General features: G+C 61.0%; 23 protein-coding genes. 15 read left to right on the top strand and 8 right to left on the bottom strand.

The window, feature by feature from the left end; genetic code table 11:
- The first annotated feature begins 128 nt into the window (after positions 1-128).
- The 5 genes from prpB to AB6O04_RS03740 all read left to right on the top strand — a co-directional run bounded on the left by prpB (position 129) and on the right by AB6O04_RS03740 (position 3,691).
- A complete protein-coding gene (prpB, locus tag AB6O04_RS03760; protein ID WP_368562437.1) occupies positions 129-1,016 on the top strand; it encodes a methylisocitrate lyase in 888 nt (295 codons plus the stop codon).
- 71 nt (positions 1,017-1,087) lie between these two features.
- Positions 1,088-2,239 (top strand): 2-methylcitrate synthase, encoded by a 1,152-nt coding sequence (prpC, locus tag AB6O04_RS03755; protein ID WP_368562436.1) that lies wholly within the window; start codon positions 1,088-1,090, stop codon positions 2,237-2,239.
- Positions 2,240-2,559: 320 nt separating this feature from the next.
- Positions 2,560-2,967 (top strand): hypothetical protein, encoded by a 408-nt coding sequence (locus AB6O04_RS03750; RefSeq protein ID WP_368562435.1) that lies wholly within the window; start codon positions 2,560-2,562, stop codon positions 2,965-2,967.
- A 164-nt stretch (positions 2,968-3,131) separates the two neighbouring features.
- The gene (locus AB6O04_RS03745) at positions 3,132-3,371 is read left to right on the top strand and encodes a type II toxin-antitoxin system ParD family antitoxin (protein WP_368562434.1); all 240 of its coding nucleotides are present in this window, start codon (positions 3,132-3,134) and stop codon (positions 3,369-3,371) included.
- Positions 3,368-3,691: a type II toxin-antitoxin system RelE/ParE family toxin gene (locus tag AB6O04_RS03740; protein ID WP_368562433.1), complete on the top strand. Its 324-nt coding sequence runs from the start codon at positions 3,368-3,370 to the stop codon at positions 3,689-3,691. Before AB6O04_RS03745 ends, AB6O04_RS03740 begins: the two co-directional genes overlap by 4 nt.
- A 160-nt stretch (positions 3,692-3,851) precedes the next feature.
- Here AB6O04_RS03740 and AB6O04_RS03735 read toward each other — a convergent pair whose 3' ends face one another.
- The 3 genes from AB6O04_RS03735 to AB6O04_RS03725 all read right to left on the bottom strand — a co-directional run bounded on the left by AB6O04_RS03735 (position 3,852) and on the right by AB6O04_RS03725 (position 7,243).
- Positions 3,852-4,310 carry a cell wall hydrolase gene (locus AB6O04_RS03735; protein WP_368562431.1) on the bottom strand — a complete coding sequence of 153 codons (459 nt, stop codon included), beginning with the start codon at positions 4,308-4,310 and terminating at the stop codon, positions 3,852-3,854.
- 395 nt (positions 4,311-4,705) lie between these two features.
- A complete protein-coding gene (locus tag AB6O04_RS03730) occupies positions 4,706-6,781 on the bottom strand; it encodes an FAD-dependent oxidoreductase (protein ID WP_368562472.1) in 2,076 nt (691 codons plus the stop codon).
- A gap of 111 nt (positions 6,782-6,892) precedes the next feature.
- Positions 6,893-7,243 (bottom strand): LysE family translocator, encoded by a 351-nt coding sequence (locus tag AB6O04_RS03725; protein WP_368562428.1) that lies wholly within the window; start codon positions 7,241-7,243, stop codon positions 6,893-6,895.
- Between the two features lie 41 nt (positions 7,244-7,284).
- On the opposite strand from AB6O04_RS03725, the gene AB6O04_RS03720 reads away from it, so the two are divergent.
- Positions 7,285-7,590 carry a hypothetical protein gene (locus AB6O04_RS03720; RefSeq protein WP_368562425.1) on the top strand — a complete coding sequence of 102 codons (306 nt, stop codon included), beginning with the start codon at positions 7,285-7,287 and terminating at the stop codon, positions 7,588-7,590.
- Here the strand turns inward: AB6O04_RS03720 and AB6O04_RS03715 are convergent.
- From AB6O04_RS03715 to AB6O04_RS03705, 3 genes are read right to left on the bottom strand one after another with little or no spacing between them, the layout of a single operon-like run.
- On the bottom strand, positions 7,559-8,575 hold the full coding sequence (locus tag AB6O04_RS03715) for a zinc-binding alcohol dehydrogenase family protein (protein ID WP_368562423.1): 1,017 nt from the start codon (positions 8,573-8,575) through the stop codon (positions 7,559-7,561). The genes AB6O04_RS03720 and AB6O04_RS03715 overlap by 32 nt on opposite strands.
- Positions 8,576-8,597: 22 nt before the next feature.
- The gene (locus AB6O04_RS03710; RefSeq protein ID WP_368562471.1) at positions 8,598-9,629 is read right to left on the bottom strand and encodes an aldo/keto reductase; all 1,032 of its coding nucleotides are present in this window, start codon (positions 9,627-9,629) and stop codon (positions 8,598-8,600) included.
- 35 nt (positions 9,630-9,664) lie between these two features.
- Positions 9,665-10,876 carry an MFS transporter gene (locus AB6O04_RS03705; RefSeq protein ID WP_368562420.1) on the bottom strand — a complete coding sequence of 404 codons (1,212 nt, stop codon included), beginning with the start codon at positions 10,874-10,876 and terminating at the stop codon, positions 9,665-9,667.
- Between the two features lie 101 nt (positions 10,877-10,977).
- Here AB6O04_RS03705 and AB6O04_RS03700 point away from each other — a divergent pair, with 101 nt between their 5' ends.
- Positions 10,978-11,898 carry a LysR family transcriptional regulator gene (locus AB6O04_RS03700; protein WP_368562417.1) on the top strand — a complete coding sequence of 307 codons (921 nt, stop codon included), beginning with the start codon at positions 10,978-10,980 and terminating at the stop codon, positions 11,896-11,898.
- Between the two features lie 185 nt (positions 11,899-12,083).
- Here the strand turns inward: AB6O04_RS03700 and AB6O04_RS03695 are convergent, their stop codons facing one another.
- Positions 12,084-12,866, bottom strand: coding sequence for a dioxygenase (locus AB6O04_RS03695; protein WP_368562414.1), 783 nt, complete (start codon positions 12,864-12,866; stop codon positions 12,084-12,086).
- 160 nt (positions 12,867-13,026) lie between these two features.
- Between AB6O04_RS03695 and AB6O04_RS03690 the strand changes: the two genes are divergently transcribed.
- The 4 genes from AB6O04_RS03690 to AB6O04_RS03675 all read left to right on the top strand — a co-directional run bounded on the left by AB6O04_RS03690 (position 13,027) and on the right by AB6O04_RS03675 (position 17,402).
- A complete protein-coding gene (locus AB6O04_RS03690) occupies positions 13,027-14,481 on the top strand; it encodes a bifunctional 2-methylcitrate dehydratase/aconitate hydratase (protein WP_368562413.1) in 1,455 nt (484 codons plus the stop codon).
- A gap of 181 nt (positions 14,482-14,662) precedes the next feature.
- Positions 14,663-15,742, top strand: coding sequence for an OmpA family protein (locus tag AB6O04_RS03685; protein ID WP_368562411.1), 1,080 nt, complete (start codon positions 14,663-14,665; stop codon positions 15,740-15,742).
- Positions 15,743-16,042: 300 nt separating this feature from the next.
- Positions 16,043-16,534, top strand: a complete 492-nt coding sequence (locus AB6O04_RS03680; protein ID WP_368562408.1) for a hypothetical protein — start codon at positions 16,043-16,045, stop codon at positions 16,532-16,534.
- 85 nt (positions 16,535-16,619) lie between these two features.
- A complete protein-coding gene (locus tag AB6O04_RS03675; protein WP_368562407.1) occupies positions 16,620-17,402 on the top strand; it encodes a pseudouridine synthase in 783 nt (260 codons plus the stop codon).
- Between the two features lie 97 nt (positions 17,403-17,499).
- Here AB6O04_RS03675 and kbl read toward each other — a convergent pair whose 3' ends face one another.
- A complete protein-coding gene (kbl, locus tag AB6O04_RS03670) occupies positions 17,500-18,717 on the bottom strand; it encodes a glycine C-acetyltransferase (protein WP_368562405.1) in 1,218 nt (405 codons plus the stop codon).
- 400 nt (positions 18,718-19,117) lie between these two features.
- Between kbl and AB6O04_RS03665 the strand changes: the two genes are divergently transcribed.
- From AB6O04_RS03665 to AB6O04_RS03650, 4 genes are read left to right on the top strand one after another with little or no spacing between them, the layout of a single operon-like run.
- Positions 19,118-20,140 carry a sulfate ABC transporter substrate-binding protein gene (locus AB6O04_RS03665; RefSeq protein ID WP_368562403.1) on the top strand — a complete coding sequence of 341 codons (1,023 nt, stop codon included), beginning with the start codon at positions 19,118-19,120 and terminating at the stop codon, positions 20,138-20,140.
- A gap of 3 nt (positions 20,141-20,143) precedes the next feature.
- Positions 20,144-20,998, top strand: coding sequence for a sulfate ABC transporter permease subunit CysT (cysT, locus tag AB6O04_RS03660; RefSeq protein WP_368562401.1), 855 nt, complete (start codon positions 20,144-20,146; stop codon positions 20,996-20,998).
- A complete protein-coding gene (gene cysW, locus AB6O04_RS03655; RefSeq protein ID WP_368562399.1) occupies positions 20,995-21,963 on the top strand; it encodes a sulfate ABC transporter permease subunit CysW in 969 nt (322 codons plus the stop codon). The genes cysT and cysW overlap by 4 nt, the downstream gene beginning before the upstream one ends.
- A gap of 9 nt (positions 21,964-21,972) precedes the next feature.
- The gene (locus AB6O04_RS03650; RefSeq protein ID WP_368562397.1) at positions 21,973-23,034 is read left to right on the top strand and encodes a sulfate/molybdate ABC transporter ATP-binding protein; all 1,062 of its coding nucleotides are present in this window, start codon (positions 21,973-21,975) and stop codon (positions 23,032-23,034) included.
- Positions 23,035-23,162 lie beyond the last annotated feature (128 nt).

The raw sequence follows: 23,162 nt of genomic DNA, 5'->3' as shown, positions 1-23,162 counted from the left end.
TTTTTTTGCTGCAAAGCAAAAGCGAGTTTCGGGAGAGATTGGCTTGTGAAAGTCCGGAAGCGCTTGGTGCGGGCGCTAGTCAGCTAAAATGACCTGCTGCGCATGAGCGCAGCGGAAGGGAGAGTCTCATGGCAAACACGTTGTCCGCTGGCGCCAAGTTTCGTGCGGCGCTCGCCGAGGAATCGCCGCTGCAGGTGATCGGCGCCATCAATGCCAATCATGCGCTGCTGGCCAAACGCGCCGGCTATCGCGCCATTTATCTGTCCGGCGGCGGCGTAGCGGCGGGTTCACTGGGCTTGCCGGATTTGGGCATCAATACGCTCGACGATGTGCTGGTCGACGTGCGCCGCATCACCGATGTGTGCGATTTGCCGCTGATGGTCGATATCGACACGGGCTTTGGCCCGAGCGCCTTCAATATCGGACGCACCGTGAAGTCATTGATCAAGGCCGGCGCAGCCGCGTGCCATATCGAGGACCAGGTAGGCGCCAAGCGTTGCGGTCATCGCCCGGGTAAGGAGATTGTCACTGCCAGCGAAATGGCCGACCGGGTGAAAGCCGCGGCGGATGCCAAGACCGATGCGGATTTCTTCCTGATCGCCCGCACCGATGCCATCCAGGTCGATGGCGTGGATGCGGCTATCGAACGCGCCATCGCCTGTGTTGAAGCCGGCGCCGACGGCATTTTTGCGGAAGCTGCCTACGACCTGCCCACTTATCAGCGTTTTGTCGACGCGGTGAAAGTGCCGGTGCTGGCCAACATCACCGAGTTCGGAAAGACGCCGCTGTTCACGGTCGAAGAACTGAAAAGCGCCGGCGTCGGCATTGTGCTGTATCCGCTGTCGGCGTTCCGAGCAATGAACAAGGCGGCCGAAGCCGTATACACCGCCATCCGTCGCGACGGCCACCAGAAGAACGTGGTCGACCTGATGCAGACGCGCGAGGAGTTGTACGAACGCATCGGCTATCACGAGTACGAACAGAAACTGGACGCGTTGTTCGCGGCGAAGAAATGATGCTTCGCCTTTTCCTATTAGGAGAAGGGAAGCAGAACCACTAGGTTTTCCTTTGTTTTTGGAGATGCACAATGACCGACGCTGCTAGTCCCGGCTTCAAGCCCAAGAAATCCGTTGCCCTGAGTGGCACCGCCGCCGGCAACACCGCGTTGTGCACGGTCGGCCGTACTGGCAACGATCTGCATTACCGCGGTTACGACATCCTGGACCTGGCGACCACCAGCGAGTTTGAGGAAATCGCCTACTTGTTGGTCCACGGCAAGCTGCCGAATCTCGCTGAACTGAAGGGCTACAAGATCAAGCTGAAATCGCTGCGTGGCGTTCCCGCAGCGGTAAAAGCCGCGCTGGAGCAATTGCCGCCTTCGGCGCACCCGATGGATGTGATGCGGACGGGTGTATCGGTGCTGGGCTGTGTCTCGCCGGAAAAGGAAGATCACAATCATCCGGGTGCGCGCGACATCGCCGACAAGCTGATGGCTTCGATGGGATCGATGCTGTTGTATTGGTATCACTTCAGCCACAACGGCAAGCGGATAGATGTGGAAACCGATGACGATTCCATCGGCGGTCATTTCCTGCACTTGCTGCATGGCGAGAAGCCGCGCGATTCGTGGGTGCGTGCGATGCATACCTCGCTGATCCTGTACGCCGAGCATGAGTTCAATGCGTCCACCTTTGCTGCACGCGTCATCGCCGGCACCGGCAGCGATATGCATTCCTGCATTGCCGGCGCCATCGGCGCGCTGCGCGGGCCCAAGCATGGCGGCGCGAACGAAGTGGCGTTCGAAGTGCAGAAGCGCTACGAGACGCCGGATGAGGCGGAGGTAGACATCAAGGCACGGGTCGAGCGAAAGGAAGTGATCATCGGCTTCGGTCATCCGGTCTATACCGTTGGCGACCCGCGCAACCAGGTGATCAAGCAGGTGTCGAAGGAGCTGTCCGAAGAGCAGCAGAGCACCAAGATGTACGCCATCGCCGAACGTTTGGAAGCAGTGATGTGGGACATCAAGAAGATGTTCCCCAACCTGGATTGGTTCAGTGCGGTCAGCTACCACATGATGGGCGTGCCGACGGCGATGTTCACGCCGCTGTTTGTAATTGCCCGCACCAGCGGTTGGAGCGCGCACGTGATCGAGCAGCGCATCGACGGCAAGATCATCCGCCCAAGCGCCAACTACACTGGGCCGGAAGACCTGCCGTTCGTGCCGATCGGCGACCGTTAGGCCGTTCGGAGCCCCGCCACGGCGATTGCCGGAGCGGGGCCTTGTCGGGCGTTGCATTCAGCCCCCTGACCGGCTGGATGCGTGCATGCGGTGTGCTGCTATGATCGTACCGTGAGCATCGTCACGGACCTTTTCATGCCGATAGGTTCACATCTAGCTGCACTTGTCGTGCACCTCTTAACCGGGCGGGGGCCTGGGGCCGGGATCAAAATGGGGAGGGGATGATGCACGCTACGGTTTTTTTCAAGACCGACGCCGGTAAGCAGGAGATTCTCGAGCGCAGCCGCAAGCTGACGTCGGGGGCGCGTTCGATCTTGTTGATGACCGACGGACAACGCAACGAGACGGAGTTGACCGAGTTGATCGCGGCCCTGCACGCGCCGCCCGATACCTTGCAACAGTTGCTCGGCCTTGGCCTGATCGCCGCCGTACGGCCGGACGAACTAGCAGCGGAAGCATCTCGCAAGCGTCCTGATGCGGATGCTGGGACGTTACCGTCTCCACAAGCAGCCGGGGAAAAGTACCTGCTGCTGTATGCACTGATGACCGAGAGCATCCGCGCCCATTTGGGTTTGAAGGGCTATTTCATGCAGCTGAAAGTCGAGCGCTGCACGGATCTGGACGCGCTGCAGGAGCTGCTACCCGAAATGGCGAATGCACTTTCCCGCGCGAAAGATCACGCATTCGCAACGCGCTGGCTAAAAAGCGCACAAACTATTATCGATTAGCCCCGCGACCGCGCACTCAGGCGTCGCGGGGCTTTCTCGCATGCGCGACATTGGCATACCGACGGGGTGGCATCCATAGCCTGGCTGCCTGATCCGGGCGGCCGCTTGCATCCCAGAAGGCCCAAGCACACACTTTCTTGGCAATCTTTGCCAAAGGAGGCTGCATGGCCACGATGAACATCTCCCTGCCCGACGAGCTCAAACAGTTCATCGATGCACAGGTCGCCGAACACGGCTACGGCTCCAGCAGCGAATATCTGCGCGAGTTGATCCGTAAGCAGCGTGACGTGGAACGGCTGCGTGGGATGTTGCTGGAAGGCGCTGATTCCGGGCCAGGCCGTTTGGTGGATGACGCTTTTTTTGCTGACCTTCGCGCCATTGCCAAGAACCAGGGCGGTGCATGACCGGCAAACCCGTCCATGTCCTGCCACAAGCGGAAAACGACCTGCGGCAAGCCACGGCGTGGTATCGCGAACAGAGTGGTGAGGCGTTGGCGACGAAATGGGTGGAGGCAGTGTCGGCGGCGTTTCGTCATGTCGCCGCCCATCCGCGCACAGGCGCATCGCGCTACGCCGTCGCACTGAACTTGGGCGGCCTGCGGTTCTGGCCGGTCCCGAAATTCCCGTACTTGATCTTCTATGTCGAACGGGAAACGCAGGTGGACGTCTGGCGCGTGCTGCACGCACAGCGCGATATTCCAGAATGGATGGGAGAGCTTCAGTGAGTACGTTCAAAGAAGATTCCCGATCAGGCCGCTAAGGCAGCGGGTCAAGTCAGCGACGTGGTGCTACTGGCCACTCGTCGGGTGGCGAGAAGCATGTCAGATGGCTTTTCGTTTCAGGCGCGTGATCGACCTGCTACCCGATGTGTCGCAGTAGCCCGCGTTAAGACCCGCGCGGCTTCAGCTTCTGCACACGGAGGAACGTGTGGCTGCCGATGGTCGCGACGTGATATGCGTTGCGCCAGCTCGGATTGGAAATCGACAGTGCGGCGAAGTGGCTGGCACCGGGCACGATTTCCTTGCGTTCATTGGGCGGCAAGGCCCAATTACGCTCTGCGTTCAGAGCCACGGTGACTGACTTAGCCCAGGCGTCGGCGTTCTGCAGGCGGGTGCCGGGTGCGACGATGGTCGGGGCAAACTGCTTGCGAGCGGTGACGACTTCGCACATGGAGTCACCCCAGAGGCCGCTATCGCGGCGACGTAAGGCAACTTCGGCGACGGCTTCCTGGCCCCGCAAGGTCTGGTCGCGGGCTTCCAGGTATACGGTGGTACTTAGGCACAGCGAATCGGCGGCCGGCTGCGGAAGCATTTGCGACAGCCATAAAATCCAGGCCAGTTTCATAGGAACTCCTTGCTCCGTCTTTCCCGGGTCCCTGTACTTCTCCACACGTGGAAAAGGACATTAACTGGACACGGCAGGGCGTCATGGGGAGGCAGCCATCACACGGGCTGCCCGGGGTCCGGCTTAATAGAAAGGCGCCGGTGTGGCCTGCCTGAACTGGGTGGCGGGCCGAAGAGTGCGCGCAAGGTAAGGGCGAAAGCCGGAACGCGACCTGAATACGCGGGGTTGACAGTTCGACTAAGTGCTTGATCGGGAATGAGATTGCGATTGACACGGTGTAGGAGCGGCGTCCCGCCGCGAGCTCTTTCCATCAACTCGCGATAGAGGCGAAGAGCTCGCGGCGAGACGCCGCTCCTACAGGAATGTGACGATGCGCGCGCTGTAGCGCTCTCGCGTTACAGCACTGCCGCTAGCCGACTGCCCTGCGCAATGGCTCTCTTCGCGTCCAGCTCGGCAGCCACATCGGCGCCGCCGATCAGGTGGGCGGGTTTTCCCGCAGCCAACAGCGCAGCGTGCAGATCGCGACGCGGCTCCTGTCCGGCACAGATCACCACCTGGTCCACTGGCAACACCTGCTCGGTCCCATCCATTCGGATCCGCAAACCGGCGTCGCCCACACCCAGGTATTCCACCCCGCCCAGCATCTTCACCTGCTTGGCCTTCAAAGTGGCCCGGTGCACCCAGCCTGTGGTCTTGCCCAGGCGGGCACCGGGTTTGCCAGGGGAGCGCTGCAGCAGCCAGACCTCGCGGGCGGGCGGTTCTGGCTGGGGCGGGGCCAGGCTGCCGCGGGTCTCGAAGGTGGGATCCACACCCCATTCGGCCATCCAGCGGGACTTTTCTTGAGGATGCGGCGCGTCGTGCGAGTCCGCACCGGCATGCACCAGATACTCCGCCACGTCGAAGCCGATGCCGCCCGCGCCGATCAGCGCGGCTCGGGCGCCGATCCGGACCTTGCCGCTTAGCACGTCCACGTAACTGACAACTTTGGCGTGGTCGACACCCGGGAAATCGACCTTGCGCGGCACGATGCCCGTAGCCAGCACGACTTCATCGAAACCGCCGAGTGCTTCCGCCGTCACGTGGGTCGCCAGCTTCACTTCGACGCCGGTTTCCTCCAGCTTGTGGCGGAAGTAGCGCAGGGTTTCGTGGAATTCCTCCTTGCCCGGAATCCGTTTCGCATAATTGAACTGCCCGCCGATTTCGTTCGCCGCGTCGAACAGCGTGACCCGGTGCCCGCGTTCCGCCGCGACGGTCGCACAGGCCAAGCCAGCAGGCCCGGCGCCGACCACCGCAATGCGTTTGGCCGAGTGGGTCTTGGCGTAGATCAATTCGGTTTCGGCGCAGGCGCGCGGATTCACCAGGCAACTGGCGTTTTTATTTTCGAAGACATGATCCAGGCACGCCTGATTGCAGGCGATGCAGGTGTTGATGGCGTGGCTTTTGCCGGCACGTGCTTTGTTGGCCCAATCCGGATCAGCCAGCAATGGGCGTGCCAGCGACACCATGTCGGCCTTGCCGTCAGCAAGAATGCTTTCCGCCACCTCCGGCATGTTGATGCGGTTGGTCGCGATGACCGGCAATGCGGTGTGCGGCTTTAGCTTGGCGGTAACGTCGACGAAAGCGGCCCGCGGCACCGAGGTGACGATGGTAGGCACCCGCGCTTCGTGCCAACCGATGCCTGAATTGATGATCGTCGCGCCGGCCGCTTCGACGGCCTTGGCCTGGGCGACGATCTCGTTCCACTGGTTGCCATCTTCCACCAGGTCCAACAGCGATAACCGATAGATGATGATGAAATCCGGTCCGCAGGCCTCGCGTACACGGCGTACGATTTCCACTGCGAAGCGCATGCGCTTTTCCGGAGTGCCGCCCCAGGCGTCATTGCGCTTATTGGTGCGCGGCGCAGTGAACTCGTTGATGAAGTAGCCTTCCGAACCCATGATCTCCACGCCGTCGTAGCCGGCGTCGCGCGCCAGTCGCGCTGCATAGGCGTAGGCGGAAATCTGCCGCTCGATACCGCGTGCCGACAGCGCGCGTGGCGTGAACGGGTTGATCGGCGCTTTCACCTTGGAAGGCGCGACGGTGAACGGGTGATAGCCGTAGCGGCCGGCATGCAGCAGTTGTGCGCAGATCTTGGCACCATGCTTGTGCACGGCACCGGTGACGAATTTGTGCGGACGTGCTTCCCACGGCCATGACAGCTTGCCGCCAAAGGGTTTGAGCCAACCGACCAAGTTGGGCGAGAAACCGCCGGTCACGATCAATCCGACACCGCCGGCCGCGCGCTCGGCGAAATAGGCGGCCAACCTAGGGAAGTCGCGGGCGCGGTCCTCCAGGCCTGTATGCATCGAACCCATCAGCACGCGATTGCGGATGCGGGTGAAACCCAAATCGAGCGGGGCGAAAAGATGGGGATAGTGCGAAGACGGAATGTCGGACGACAAGGAGGGCTGGCCAGCGGCGGGCGCGATCACGGTCATGCGGGATTGGATACGCTTGCGTATGGAGAGCGCACGATGCCCGGAATCGTCGCGGCTGACAAGCGCACGCTACAGCAATCTCCGCCAGCCGGCTGCTCCGCGTTAGACAGCTTGTCGGCGCAGGCGCAGCAGTCCCAGGCCCAGGGTCACGAACATCGCGCCGGAGAGGCGGTTGAACCACCGCCCGCGATTTCCGGTGAACCACCGGCCCAAACCGCGCGCCACGGCGACATAACAAAGGTGCGATAACACCGTGCAAGCGGCAAATGTCAGCGTCAGTAGCAGGAATTGACGCTTCATCGGGGCGTCCTGCCGCATGAACTGAGGCAGCAACGCCGTGAAGAACAGGATGCTCTTTGGATTGGTCGTGGCCACCAACAGGCCTTGCAGGAAGAGGCGGCCCGAAGATTGCGCCGGTGCCAGCGCGGCATTCTCCATGTGTTCGAATAGCACAACGCGACTTCGCCATTGGCGGATACCCAAATAAATCAGATATGCCGCCAGCGAGTTTCAAGGCGCCGAACCACAGCGCTGAGGCCTTCAACAATGCGCCCAGGCCGAGCATCGCCGTCGCCGAAACTAAAAACACGCCGACCGCATTGCCAGCGGAACTGGTCAGTGCTCGGCGCATGCCCAGCGTTGCGGCATTCGACACCGCCAGCAGCACCGCCGGGCCCGGACTGAAGGCAGTCACCAGCGATAACGTGCAGAACAGCGACCAAGCGGAAAAGCTCATCGTGATTTTCTCGTTGCTATTGCTGCGGGCAACTACCAGCCAGCCAACACCAGCTTGCCGATAGTCGTTCCTGATTCCAGGCGGCGATGTACTTCCCGCAGGTTGGCGGCGCTGATCGGCCCTACAGTTTCAGTATGCGTGGTGCGTAGTTCGCCAGCATCGATCAAGCTGGCGGTGCGGTTGAGCAGGCGATGCTGTTCGATCATGTCCGGGGTCTTGAAGCGGGGGCGGGCGAACATCATTTCCCAATGCAGACCGACGCTCTTGGCTTTGTATGGATCGCCTATTTTCAATGCGACGGCGGGCTCCACGATTAGTCCCACATGGCCCAGCGGCGCGATGATTTCGCCGATGGCATCCCAGTAACGATCGGTGCTGGCCAGATTAAGCACGGCGTCCACCTGCAAATAGCCCAATGCTGCCAACTGCGGCGACAACGGCTGTCCGTGATCGATCACGTGTTGAGCGCCCATCGCCTTGCACCAATCGACCGTTTCCGGCCGCGAAGCGGTGGCGATGACGGTGAAGCCAGCCCGGCGCGCCAACTGGATCGCGATCGAACCCACGCCGCCCGCACCCGCAATGATCAGCAAACTGCGGTCGTTGTGCTCCGCGTCGATCGAATACGGCATGCGATGGAACAACAGCTCCCAGGCCGTGATCGTGGTTAGCGGCAGCGCCGCGGCCTGGGCGAAATCCAATGTGATCGGCTTGCGGCCGACAATGCGTTCGTCCACCAGATGGAACTGCGCGTTGGTGCCGCTGCGGGTGATGTCGCCCGCGTAGTACACCTCGTCGCCCGGCTGGAACAGCGTTACCTGCTCGCCGACAGCCTCCACCACGCCGGCGGCGTCGTAGCCCAGCACCTTGGGCTGCGATTCCTCCTGCGGCTTGGGCGAGCGAATCTTGGTATCCACCGGATTGACCGACACGGCTTCGACACGCACCAGCAGGTCGTATCCGCTTGCTGTGGGCTTGGGAAGCTCGAGATCGATCAGCGATTGCGGATCGTCAATGGGGAGATAACGGGTAAGTCCGACGGCTTTCATGGCAACTCCGGGAACAAAAGAATCAAACAGGTAGCGGACTGCGTTCGGAGAACTGCCCGCGCCAGTAAGGATAGTAAGGGTAGGGCGCCTCGACACGGCTGGCGGCATCCAATCGTTGCATCTGGTCGGCGTTGAGATTCCAGCCGACGGCACCGAGGTTTTGCTTGAGCTGTTCTTCGTTGCGCACCCCGATCAGCACGGTCGACACCGTCGGGCGCTGAAGCAACCAGTTGATGGCGATCTGCGGAATAGTTTTGCCAGTCTCTTCGGCGATGACATCCATGGCTTCGATGATGCGGAAAAGGCGTTCGTCATCCACAGGCGGTCCGATATCAGCGGTGTCATGAAGGCGGCTGGTAGCCGGCAGCGGCTGGCCGCGGCGTATTTTCCCGGTCAATCGCCCCCATCCCAGCGGGCTCCACACCACCGCACCGACACCCTGATCGATGCCCAGCGGCATCAGCTCCCATTCGTAGTCGCGACCAATCAACGAATAGTAGGTCTGGTTGGCCACATAGCGCGTGTAGCCGCGCTGACCGGCGATCCCCAGCGACTTCATCAACTGCCATCCGGAAAAGTTAGATACGCCCAGATAGCGCACCTTTCCCGCGCGCACCAGATCCTCAAGCGTCGACAGGGTTTCCTCGATCGGCGTCAGCGCATCGAAAGCGTGCAACTGCAATAGATCCAAGTAATCGGTTCCCAGTCGTTTCAGCGACGCATCCACCGCTTTCAGCAAACGAAAGCGAGAGGTGCCGGCGTCATTCGGACCATCGCCCAAGCGCAACCCAGTCTTGCTGGAAAGAATGACTTGGTCGCGTTTACCCTGGATGGCGGTACCCAAGATCGATTCCGACGCACCGTCGGAATAGACATCGGCGGTATCGAAGAAGTTGAGCCCGGCATCCAGGCTGAGGTCGATCATGCGGCGCGCTTCCGCCGCTTCAGTATTGCCCCATGCGCTGAATAGTGGCCCTTTGCCGCCGAAGGTGCCGGCGCCGAAGCCGAGCGCGGAAACCTTGAATCCTGAGTTGCCGAGAAAGCGGAATTCCATGGCGTATTCCTGAAGAAAAAGAAAGGTGGTTTTGATCAGGCGCATTCGGCCTGTTCGATCAACGCGGTGCGTTCTTGTTTGCGTTCCAGCGCAATGCTCCACAAAGCAACCAGGAACGCCGATGCAGGTACCAACGCCGCGATCCAGGTCAACGCGGTAAGTCCCGCGCTGTGCGTGATCACCACACCGCCGAGCCAAGCGCCAAGCGCATTGCCCAGGTTGAATGCACCGATATTCAGGCTGGATGCCAGGCTTTGCGCACCACCGGCTTTCTGCAGCACCCACAGCTGCAGCGGCGACACCGTGGCGAACGCCGCAGCACCCAACAAAGCAACGAACAGCACCATGGCCCAGCGGCTGTGCAGCACGAAGGTCATCAATCCCATTACGGCGGCCAGCGCGAGCAACGTGCCCAGCAGCGCCGGCACCAATCGCTTGTCGGCGAACCGGCCGCCCAACAGATTGCCTAGGATCATGCCGACGCCGAACATCAGCAGGATGGGTGAGACCGCGCTTTCGGAGAATCCGGTGACCTGAGTGAGCAGCGGTTGGATGTAGGTGTACACGGTGAACATGCCGCCGAAGCCCAGCACCGTCATCAACAGGCCCAGCAGCACCTGCGGGCGGGCGATGGCCTTAAGTTCCTCGCGGAAAGCGATCGATGGCGCGTCGCTGCGATCGGCAGGCACCAGTGAGGCGATGACGATGGTGGCGATCACGCCGATGGCCGTCACGGCCCAGAAGGTCGCGCGCCAGCCGAGCTGCAGTCCCAGCCAGGCCCCAGCAGGCACTCCCAGCAGCGTCGCCACCGTCAAGCCGGTAAACATGATGGAGATCGCCGAGGCCTTGCGGTCTTCGGCGACCAGGCCGGTCGCCACCACGGCACCGACGCCGAAGAAAGTGCCATGCGCCAGTGATGTGATCACGCGCGCGATCATCAGCGAGGTGTAGTTCGGCGCAATAGCGCAGGCCAGGTTGCCCAACGTGAAGATGACCATCAGGGCCACCAGCACCGCCTTGCGCGGCATCCGGCTGGTGGCTGCGGTCAGCAGCGGTGCACCAACGAACACGCCCAGCGCATAGCCGGAAATCAACAGCCCGGCGGCCGCGATGGTGACCTGCAGGTCGGCGGCGACCTGCATCAACAGGCCCATGATGACGAACTCGGTGGTGCCGATGCCGAAGGCGCCGGCGGTCAGCGCGTATAGCGCGATTGGCAAGCGTGACTTGGAGGGAATGGAGTTCACGAGCGGTCCCGGCAACTGGAGGAGGCGGGCAGCTTGGGACTTTCGCTGCCTGCCAAAAACAGCGAATATGGCTAATCACTTTCAATAAAATATTGATAATCATGGATCGTGTTGGCGACTTGACCCTGTTCCTGCGTGTCATCGACCTTGGCTCGATCACTGCCGCTGCCCGCAGCTTGGATCTGTCGGTCGCCGTCGCCAGTCAACGTTTGAAGCGGCTGGAGAAAGAATTGGGCGTCCGCCTGCTGCACCGGACCACCCGCCGGCTACATCCCACGCCAGAGGGCGCGGCTTTGGCCCAGCAGGGCAGAGTGCTGGTGGAGGACCTGGAATCGCTGGGCGCCGGATTGCGGGAAGCGGGCAATGAAGTGGCAGGGATTCTGCGAGTGACGATGTCGGCGTCCTTCGGCCGCCAATATGTCTCGCCATTGCTGCCCAGTTTCCTGGCGCAACATCCCAAGCTGCGACTGAGCGCGCATTTGAGCGACAACGTGGTGGATCTGGTCAGCGAAGGCTTCGACTTGGCGATCCGTATCGGCGCGCTGGAGGATTCCGGGTTGGTCGCGCGCCGCATCGCATCCAATCGCCGGGTGCTATGCGCATCGCCGGATTACTTGCGTCGCCGCGGCCGGCCGCGGGTGCCCGAAGATTTGACCGCACATGATTGCTTGTTGTTGTTCGGCAGCAACGGCCGGCAGGACGTTTGGCGGCTGCAAGCACCCGATGGCCAGGAGATCGCCGTGCGCGTGCAGGGGCGCTTCGAAAGCAACTTCGGCGAAGTGTTGCGCGATGCTTCGTTGGCGGGTGAAGGGGTCGTGGTCCATTCGCTCTGGCATATCGCCGACGATCTGCGGGCGGGGCGATTGGAAATCGTATTGCCGGATTACCCGCCGGCGACTACCGCCATCAGCGCGGTCATGCCTCAGCGGCGACTGGTGCCGCCGCGGGTACGCGCTTTTATCGATTTGCTGACCGATGAGTTTGGAGACGACCCGCCTTGGGAGCGTGGATTGCGGTTCTGACAGCTAAGCGCCAGTCGCGTTGCCGAGCGCTTTCTTCGAGAAGGAATCTCCTCTCCTTTTCCCTCTATAAAAGAAGAAACCTCCCCCTTTTTAAAGGGGGATTGAGGGGGATTTGCTTTTTGCGGAGCAGGTCCAGAGAAGAAGCAGCGGAGCAAGCTCCGCTCTACGTAAAGCAAACATCCGCCTCACTCAAAAGCAAAAGCATCCATCGCCAACCCACCAAGCTCGACATCGCGATGCAACAGTCGACCACGCGCGCCATCGCCACCCGCACCCAAGGCCACATACAAGGGATAAAGATGCTCCGGCGTAGGATGATTGCGCAGCGCTTCGGGCAACGCCAGCCAATTCAGCGCACCTGCGATATCGCCAGCGATCAGTCTGTCGCGCAACGCATCGGTGAACGCCGCCATCCAGGAGAACGCCGGAGCATCCGTGCGACCCCAATCCAGCGCACGCAAGTTGTGCGAGAAGCCACCGGATCCGATCACCAGCACCCCTTCTTTTCGCAACGGCGCCAGCGTGCGCCCGATGCGGTAATGCCATTCGGCGTCGCTTTGCGGATTCACCGACAAGGCGACCACAGGAACATCGGCGTGCGGAAACATGCGGCGAAGCGGCACCCAGGCGCCATGGTCGATACCGATGCGATCGTCCTGACGTGCGTCGAAGCCGGCAGCGGTCAACATCCGCACAATGCGCTTGGCAAGCTCAGGCGCACCTGGAGCGCGATATTCGATGTCGTACAGCGGCGCAGGAAAACCTCCGAAGTCGTGAATCGTTGCCGGTGCTGGCGCTGAGGTCACGGTGGGAGTTGCCGCAGTGAAGTGAGCGGAGGCGATGACGATAGCCACGGGCAGCGGCAACTGCGTCCCCAACTGGTCCAGGAAGCGAGCTGTGGCGGAATCCTCAACGGCCAGCATCGGCGAACCGTGGGAGACGAATAGAGCGGGAAGGATGGTGGGCATGCCTAAAGCATTGTGCCGATGCCGACTGCGCCAAGTGCCGCCCACGATTCGATGTGTTGCACTGCCGCAACGGCTCGCTTGGCCGTCTGCCGGCCGCGATGCTCACGGCAAACATGGCGGTCTGGCAAAATAGCGCGGATTTTTCCTGCAGAGTCTTTCAATGAGCCACCACGACATCCGATCCGCCACCCGCCCTAATCCCGACCAGCCGATGGTCGATGTCGCCGACTACGTCGCCGACTACCGGATCGATTCGCAGGAGGCTTACGACACCGCCCGCTACATGCTGCTGGACTCGTTGGCTTGCGCCATGCTGGCGATGAAGTTCCCCGATTGCGTGAAGCACCTCGGACCGGTCGTGCCGGGCGCCACCATGCCCGGCGGCGTTCGCGTACCTGGCACGACCCACGAACTGGATCCGGTACAGGGTGCGTTCGCCATCGGCGCACAAATTCGCTGGCTGGACTTCAATGACACTTGGCTAGCCGCCGAGTGGGGCCATCCGTCGGACAACCTGGGCACCATTCTTTCGGTCGCCGATTACCTCAGCCGCCGTGCCGTGCGCGATGGCGGCCAGCCGCTAACCGTGCGCGACGTGCTCACTTACGCGATCAAGGCTCACGAGATTCAAGGCGGCTACGCGCTTTTGAACTCGTTCAACCGGGTAGGCCTGGATCACGTCATCCTGGTACGTCTGGCTTCCACCGCCGTGGCCACGCACATGCTGGGTGGCGACAAGGAACAGATCATCAATGCCGTTTCGCACAGCTGGATCGATAACGGCGTGCTGCGCACCTACCGCCATGCGCCCAATACCGGTCCGCGCAAGAGCTGGGCCGCCGGCGATGCCTGCCGACGAGCGGTCATCCATGCCTTGAATGCGGTCAATGGCGAGGTGGGCTATCCCAGCGCATTGAGCGTACCGACCTGGGGCTTCTACGATATCGCCTTCAAAGGCAAGCCGTTCCAGTTCGAACGCCCGTTCGGCAGCTACGTCATGGAGAACGTGCTGTTCAAGATCAGCTTCCCGGCCGAGTTCCACGCCCAGACGGCCGTGGAGTGCGCCATGACGCTGCACCCGCAGGTTCGGGACCGGTTGGACCAGATCGAGAAGATTGTCATCGAAACCCAGGAAGCCGGGGTTCGCATCATCGACAAGACCGGTCCGTTGGCCAATTACGCCGACCGGGACCACTGCATTCAATACATGGTGGCGGTGCCGCTGATCTTCGGACGCTTGACCGCGGAGGACTACTCCGACACTGTGGCCGCAGATCCGCGAATCGATGCATTGCGTGGCGTGATGGAGGTCAAGGAAAATCCGCAGTTCACCCGCGACTATTTCGATCCCGACAAACGCTATATCGGTAACGCCTTGCAAGTGTTCTTCAAGGACGGCAGCTCGACCGACAGGATTTTGGTGGACTATCCCATTGGCCATCGTAAGCGTCGTGCGGAGGGCATTCCGGTACTAATGGCCAAATGCGAGGCCGCCCTGCGGGCGCATCTTCCGACGGGGCAGGTGGACCAGATACTGGCTGCAGCCGCCGATCCGGCCCGGTTCGACGCAATGTCAGTACAGGATTTCATGGCTCTATACCAAGCTGGCGAATGAGGCGGGTTCTTAACGTTTTCCGTACTTGTTAGGGTCCCGTTAACACAGTCTTCACTTATTGCAGCATAATCTGTTCAGGATGGCGTCGGATACAGCCGTCTCGACAATAAGAAAGCTGGAACCACGCAAGTAACGTACGTACTTCGGTTCTCTATAACTGAATTTTTACAAGGAGCAGCAAATGAACAAGAAACTTCTCTGTGCCGCCATGTTGTGCGGTCTGGGCGTGGCGCAGGCCGCTTCCGCTCAGGAGTTCGACGACCGTTGGTACCTGACCGGTTCTACCGGTTTCAACCTGCAAGACGATCAGCGCGGAACCCGCAATGCACCGTTTGTCGGCCTGGGCCTCGGCAAGTTCATCAGCCCGAACTGGTCCATCGATGGTGAGTTGAACTATCAGAACCCGAAGTTCGAAGACAACCGCGATATGAACTGGAGCCAGTACGGCATCTCGTTCGATCTGCGTCGCCACTTCGTCACTGAAGGCCGTGGTTGGAATCCTTACCTGCTGGCCGGCCTGGGTTACCAGCGTTCGGAAGAAGAGTTCGATGCTTTCCCGAGCCCGGATTCCCCGGGTCAGGCTGAAGACGGCAACTTTGCCGCCAAGGTCGGTGTTGGTCTGCAGACCACGCTTGAAAAGCGCGTTGGTGTGCGTGCTGAGCTCGCCTACCGTGCCGACTTCAACGACCAGAGCGTTGCCGCTCCCGATGAAAGCTGGTTCGGCGACGTACTCGCGTCGGTTGGTGTGATCATCCCGTTGGGCGCCGCTGCTGCTCCGCCGCCGCCGCCGGCTCCCCCGGCTCCCGTCAACACCTGCGCCGACATGGACGATGACGGCGACGGCGTGAACAACTGCGACGACAAGTGCCCCGGTTCGCAGGCTGGCCAGACCATTGGTCCGGACGGCTGCCCGGTACCGGTGTCGATCGACCTGAAGGGCGTGAACTTCGACTTCGACAAGTCGACGCTGCGTCCGGACGCGGTCTCCATCCTGAGCGAAGCTACCGAAATCCTGAAGCGTTATCCTGACCTGAAAGTTGAAGTCGCCGGTCACACCGACTCCGTCGGTACCGATGCCTACAACCAGGGTCTGTCGGAGCGTCGTGCCAAGACCGTGTACGACTACCTGACCAGCAATGGTGTGGACGCTTCGCGTCTGGTTGGCCCGAACGGCTACGGCGAGAGCCGCCCGATCGACACCAACGACACCGCTGAAGGCCGTGCTCGTAACCGTCGTACGGAATTGAACGTCCAGAACTAATCGGACGCTTCAATCGCAAAGCAATACCGAAGCCCGGCCTAGTGCCGGGCTTCGTGCTTTTGGGAGCGGTGAATGGGATGAATAGGGCTAGGACACGTCATCCATTGAATACCACCCGCATCGAGCAGTACGTCCGCCGGACGGTGAGGGTGGCGCAGCGCCTGGCGACTCAATCGATGGCACGTCCTAGTGCGGTTCGTTCCAATATTCTTTGCCGCTTGGCGGAAAAGGCGTTGATTTCTTGATATTGGCAACGCTGCTTCATACACTCATCGCCGAACTTCATGCAGGGCCACGCCAATGCGCCGTATCGTTTTCGCCAGTCTGATCAGCATTGCGGCTCCGGCCTTGCATGCCGCACCTAACTGCACAGGGAACTTGGTGCAGCCGCCGCTACCATCCCGTTCCGTGGCCGCCCCGGTTGCCCCGGAGTTTGTTGCCAACGCAACGCAGCTGGGCGCGCCTAGTGGCGTCTTGGCGCATGCGTTCGACGAAGCGTTGTCGGTGGATCGCGTTTTGCTGCGTTTGCGTATCGAAGGTTGCCAGAATGTCGCCAAAGCGCTGCCGGCGGCGATTTCGGCTGCAGCGGCCGGCGCCAGCAGTGCAGCGGCTTATAAGCCCAAGACCGAGTTCGACAACACGCCTTGGCGTTTCGATATGAATCAGAACGGCAAGCGGATGACCGCCGAAGAATTCGATGCCTGGATGAAATCGCGTGGTGTTCGCGTGGCCAAGGGTGCAGCGCCCGCGGCGGTTCCCGCGGCAGTGCCGGTCGTCGAGAAAACCAAGTAAAGCGAAGGCTCCCGCATTTCGGGAGCCTTTTCCCTCGCGCCGATCAAAGGTGCGGTGCAACCGCGGCGCATCGGTCGGCGACAGCATGGAATCGAAATCCTCTTCCTCCGCTCCGCGGCATGGCTTGGCGCGCGTGCTTTCGAAGCAAGGCTTGTGCTCGCGAACGGAAGCCGCTCGTTGGATTGCGGCGGGCCGCGTCGCCGTGGAAGGACGGGTGATTCGCGACCCCGAGTTTCCCATCGCCAAGGATAGGCCGCGGATTACCGTGGACGGCAAGCCCATCGGTGTAAGCCAACGCTGCTATTTGATGCTCAACAAACCTCGCGGCGTGGTAACGACAGTGAGCGACGAGCATGGCCGCGATACCGTTTACCGCTGTCTGGAAGGCGGCGCGGCATTGCCCTGGCTCGCCCCCGTGGGCCGGCTGGACAAAGCAAGCGAAGGACTGCTGCTTTTCAGCAACGATCCTGAGTGGGCCGCGCATGTCACTGATCCAGATACCGGACCCGACAAGACATACCACGTACAGATCAACTGTATCCCGGATGCTTCATCGCTTGCTGCCATGGTGTCAGGCATGGTGTCGGAAGGACAGACGCTTGCGGCAAAATCGGTGCGCCTGTTACGCCAGGGAGAAAAGAACGCCTGGCTGGAAATCGTTCTGGATGAAGGTCGCAATCGGCAGATCCGCCGGTTGCTTTCGGCGCTCGACATCGGCGTGCTGCGGTTGCTGCGCACTGCAATAGGTGGCCTGGAATTGGGCGATCTACCAAAAGGTCAGTGGCGGTGGCTGAGTGCCAGCGAAGCCGAGTCGCTGGTTCTGCGCGATCGATCTGAATACCGCCAAAGCCAAAGCTCAGACTTTTAGGTCGGGGCCACGCCCCGACGCAAGGTTTGCCTGACACGGCATGCGTCGGCCGCGTGGGGCCGAGCTACTTGGCATGCGTCGGCCACGCTGGCCGGTTCTATGCCTTCAGAACACCGAGCTCATGCCCGATCTTGATGAATGTTTCGATGGCATGATCCAGGTGCTCACGAGTGTGCGCGGCGGACATCTGGGTGCGAATCCGCGCTTGTCCCTGCGGCACCACCGGATAGAAAAAGCCGGTCGCGTAGATGCCTTCTTCCAACAATCGTCCGGCGAAACGCTGCGCCAGCGGTGCGTCGTACAACATCACCGGACAGATCGGATGCACGCCAGGCCTGATGTCGAAACCGGCCGCAGTCATCTTTTCTCTAAAATGGCGTGTGTTGTCCTTGAGCCGTTCGCGCAGTTCGCCCGCGGAGGAAAGCATCTCGAAGGCCTTGATGCCAGCCGCCACGACGTGCGGCGGTAGCGAGTTGGAAAAAAGATAAGGACGCGAGCGCTGCCGCAACAGTTCCACGACTTCCTTTTTCGCGGTGGTAAAGCCACCCAGAGCGCCGCCCATGGCCTTGCCCAGTGTTCCGGTGAAGATATCGATCTTCTCCATCACGCCCTTGACCTCGGCCGATCCTCGGCCGGTGGCACCCAGGAAGCCGGTGGCGTGGCATTCGTCGATGTGAACCAGCGCGCCGTACTTTTTCGCCAACGCGGTGATCTCGTCCAGCGGCGCGATGAAGCCGTCCATCGAGAAAACGCCATCGGTCGTGATCAACTTGGTTCTGCAGCCGGCGGCATCGGCGGCCTGTAGCTGCGCTTCCAGCTCGGCCATGTTGCAGTTGGCGTACCGGAAGCGCTTGGCCTTGCACAAACGTACGCCGTCAATGATCGACGCGTGGTTCAGTGCATCGGAAATGATCGCGTCGTTCTCGTCCAGCAAGGGTTCGAACAGACCGCCGTTGGCGTCGAAGCAAGCCGCGTAGAGGATGGTGTCTTCTGTTCCAAAGAAGTCGGCGATGGTTTTTTCCAGCTGCTTGTGCAGGTCCTGGGTGCCGCAGATGAAGCGCACACTGGCCATGCCGAATCCGTGGGTGTCCAGTGCCGACTTCGCCGCCTGGATGATGTCCGGGTGGTCGGCCAGGCCCAGATAGTTGTTGGCGCAGAAGTTCAGCACCTTGCGGCCGTCTTCCAGTTCAATCTCGGCCGATTGGGGGCTGGTGATGATGCGTTCGGCCTTGAACAGGCCCTGGGAGCGGATGGATTCCAACTCGGCGGCATAACGCTGGGTCAGGACGGAGGGTGTGGTTGGAGAGATGGACATGACGGCTGGGCCCGGGAAACAAGCGGCCATTTTAACCTCCTGCCGGCCTGTCCCCGGCCGTCATGCGAATCAGACATAAGCACCGGCCTTTTCGTCATTTCTCTGCGACAAGGCAGGTGCGCAGCATCTCAAGCTCTGGCGGACCTTCCGTCGCTTTCACGTGCCGAGAATGCGCGATCCCGACAAAATCGCACAAGACGATGGCAATGGCCGCATATCGCCATTGTCGTGCTTTCTGTCCGCATGGCAGCGGCCTTCTGGGGATCCTGTAGCTGATGATGTATGCAGGTACATGAGACGTATGCGTGTACTTAGCCTTGCAGCGGCCGCGAACGGTGAGAACAACAATTTGATGCCGCCGAAATCGCGCCCCGCTCTGATCCACCGGAGATTGTTTTGAATGAATAGCTCGACCCTTCGCCGCCACATGCGCAACTTGCTGGTTGCCCTGGGACTGACGCTGGCCGCGAGCGCAAACGCGCGGGACGCCAAGTTGTTGAACGTGTCGTATGACCCGACCCGCGAGTTCTATCGCGAAATCAACGCCGCCTTCGCGCAGAGTTGGCAGCAGAAGACCGGCGGCAAGGTCACGGTCGACACTTCGCATGGTGGTTCCGGCAAGCAGGCACGTGCGGTGATCGATGGATTGGAAGCCGACATGGTGACGTTGGCGCTGGCTTATGACATCGACTCCATTGCCGGGCGTTCCAAGTTGCTTCCTGCCGACTGGCAAAAGCGCCTGCCCGAGAACAGTTCGCCCTATACCTCCACCATTGTGTTTCTGGTGCGCAAGGGCAATCCGAAAAAGATAAAGGATTGGCCCGACCTGTTGCGTTCCGGTGTGTCGGTGATTACGCCGAATCCGAAAACTTCCGGCGGTGCGCGTTGGAACTATCTGGCGGCGTGGGCCTATGGCCTGAAGATATTCAAAGGCGACGAAGCCAAGACACGCAACATGGTGCGTGCACTGTTCCGCAACGTTCCGGTGCTGGATACCGGTGCGCGCGGTGCGACCACCACCTTCGTGCAGCACGGCACCGGCGACGTGCTGCTGGCGTGGGAAAACGAGGCAATCCTGTCGGTCAAGGAGCTCGGACCCGACAAGTTCGAAATCGTGATTCCCAGGCTATCGATCCTGGCTGAGCCTCCGGTAGCCTTGGTGGACAAGAATGTGGACAAGCACGGCACGCGCGAAGTGGCGCAGGCTTATCTCGACTACCTGTATTCGCCGGAAGGCCAGAAAATCGCGGCTCGACATTACTATCGCCCGCGTTATCCGCAGCAGGTCGATCCAGCCGATATGGCGATTTTCCCCAAGATCGAGTTGGTGACCATCAATCAGGTTTTCGGCTCCTGGGCCAAGGCGCAGGCCACGCACTTCGCCGAGGGCGGAGTGTTCGACCAGATCCAGGCGGAAAAGTAATCGATGGCGGCAGTATCGTCATCGATAAAGCGCGCTCGGCGCACGCGGGTCGTGCCCGGTTTTGGCCTCAGCCTGGGCTATACGTTGATATGGCTAGGCTTGATTGTGCTGATACCGCTGGCGGGTCTGTTCATCAAGGCGGGCGGATTGGGGTGGCAAGGTCTATGGGACATCTGGACTGAACCACGCGTGCTGTCGTCGCTGAAACTAAGTTTTGGCACGGCGCTCGCGGCGGCCGCTTTCAACGCGGTGATGGGTACGCTGGTGGCCTGGGTGCTGGTGCGTTATCGATTTCCTGGCAAACGCTTGTTCGACGCGATGATTGATTTGCCATTCGCATTGCCCACCGCGGTCGCGGGCATTGCCTTGACTTCACTCTATGGCCCTACCGGTTGGATAGGACGCTGGCTGGAAGCGGCGGGAATCAAAGTGGCCTACACGCCATTGGGCATCACGGTGGCGCTGGTGTTCATCGGCCTGCCATTCGTAGTGCGAGTGGTGCAACCGGTGTTGGCGGAAGTGGAGCGGGAGCTCGAAGAAGCCGCGGCGACGCTGGGCGCGAACCGTTGGCAGGCGATCCGGCGAGTGGTGTTGCCCACGTTGTGGCCGGCCATATTGGCAGGCTTCGGCCTGGCATTCGCGCGCGGTGTGGGCGAGTACGGCTCGGTGATCTTCATTGCGGGCAATCTGCCCGGAGTCACCGAAATCGCACCGCTGTTGATCACTTTCCGTCTGGATGAATACGATTACGCCAGCGCAACCGCCATCGCACTGGCCATGTTGTTGCTATCACTGCTGATGCTGCTGGCCATCAATACATTGCAATCCAAGTTGGCTAAGCGAGGCGCGCTAAGATGAGCGAAACCGTCTCCGCTGCTATGGCCTTTCCCTCCGAGGGCTCGCTTCTGGAATCTGTCAGCGCCCGCCGCTCCGATCCTGTCGCCGCGACCACGGAACCGAAGTGGGTGCGTGTGCTGTTGATCGCGGTCGCATTGGCTTTTTTGCTGGGTTTTCTGTTGTTGCCGTTACTGCTGGTGTTCGCGCAAGCGCTGAGCAATGGCGCTCCGGCTTTCATCGCCGCCGTCACCGAAGCGGACGCGTTGTCCGCCATCAAACTTACTCTGCTCGTGACAGGGATCGTGGTGCCGCTGAATCTGATATTCGGTGTCGCCGCGGCGTGGGCGGTGAGCAAGCATCAGTTCCCGGGCAAACGTTTGCTGGTGAGCCTGATCGATCTGCCATTCGCGGTATCGCCGGTGGTGGCCGGCTTGGTGTACGTGCTTATCTTCGGTGCACAGGGCTGGGCTTGGCCGCTGATCGATGAGGGATGGCATTTCAGCCTGCCTGTGTGGGGCGAGATCACTCTGCAGCTACCCAGGATCATCTTCGCCGTGCCCGGCATCGTACTGGCGACGCTGTTCGTGACCTTTCCCTTCATCGCGCGCGAACTCATGCCGCTGATGGAGCAGCAAGGCACCGACGAAGAGCTAGCCGCGCTCAGCCTGGGTGCCAATGGTTGGCAGACATTCTGGCGTGTCACCGTGCCCAATATCCGCTGGGCGCTGCTGTACGGTGTGCTGTTGTGCAGCGCGCGCGCGTTAGGAGAATTCGGCGCGGTATCGGTGGTCTCGGGCCATATCCGAGGGCGCACCAATACGCTGCCGCTGCACGTGGAGGTTCTCTACAACGACATCGCGCAGAACTACAGCGCGGCTTTCGCCGTCGCCTCTTTGCTGGCGCTGACCGCATTGGTCACGCTTGTCTTGAAGTCATATCTGGAATGGCGCCACGGCGAATCGCTGGCCGCCATCCATCGCCACTAGAGGTAAGCCATGGGTATCAAGATCGAGCATTTGAGCAAGCGTTTCGGCGATTTCGCTGCGCTGGACGACATCAGCCTGAATGTGCGGCAAGGTGAACTGCTGGCGCTGTTAGGCCCTTCGGGTTCCGGCAAGACGACTTTGCTGCGCACGATCGCCGGCCTGGAACAAGCCGACCGTGGCGCTATCTGGTTCGACGGCGAGGACGCGTCGCGACTCAGTGTGCAGGCGCGGCGGGTGGGCTTCGTATTTCAGCACTATGCTTTGTTCCGGCACCTCAACGTGCGCGAGAACATCGCCTTTGGCCTGCGCGTGCGACGTGGTGAGGATCGCTGGCCGAAAACCAAGATAGAAGAACGAGTGCGCGAACTGCTCGCACTGGTGCAACTGGATGGACTGGAGGCGCGCTATCCGGCACAGCTGTCCGGCGGTCAACGCCAGCGTGTGGCATTGGCGCGCGCCCTGGCGATCGAGCCGCGCGTGTTGCTGCTTGATGAGCCGTTCGGAGCGTTGGATGCACGTGTGCGCCGCGATCTGCGCCGTTGGCTGCGTGAACTGCACGACCGCACCGGCTTGACCACGATCTTCGTGACCCATGACCAGGAAGAAGCGCTGGAGCTGGCGGATCGCGTCGCCATTCTGCATCAGGGCCGCATCGAGCAATTGGCCAGTCCCGCCGAGGCATATGACCAACCGGCTTCGCCGTTTGTTTATTCCTTCGTAGGCGCGGTGAATCGCCTGCCGGGCCAATGGCATGACGATCGCCTACGTGTTGCCGGCGCCGATTTGTTTCCGCCGGCGGCGACAAAAGGCGAGGGCGCGGTGGAGCTGTTCGTTCGTCCGGAAGACCTCCAACTGGACGGTGATGGACCGGGTTGGCAGGCGACCGTCATTTGGGCGCAGCGCAGCGGTCCGCGGCTGCGGCTGAGAGCCCGCCTGCAGGAAACACATGATGAGTTGGAAATTGAACTGCCTGCGCATGCGGCCAGTCCTGCCAATGCCGAAGGCAGTTCCATCCGGCTGTCGCCGACACGTTTCAGGTTGTTTCCGGCGACTGCCGGAACGGGGTTATGACCGTCAAGCGATAGCGATGGAATGGTTTCAAAAGCAACCGAAAAATCCGGCGGCGGGCACTTGACTACGAGGATTGTTGCGCCGCAATATCAAGCCGGTTAAGAAATTGTAAAACTGATGTTGCAGTT

Origin of the sequence: Pseudoxanthomonas sp. UTMC 1351, assembly GCF_040948865.1 — a bacterium.
GTDB lineage: Bacteria > Pseudomonadota > Gammaproteobacteria > Xanthomonadales > Xanthomonadaceae > Pseudoxanthomonas_A.
The sequence above is the reverse complement of the archived record's forward strand: the minus strand, read 5'-3'. Positions and strand labels throughout refer to the sequence as shown.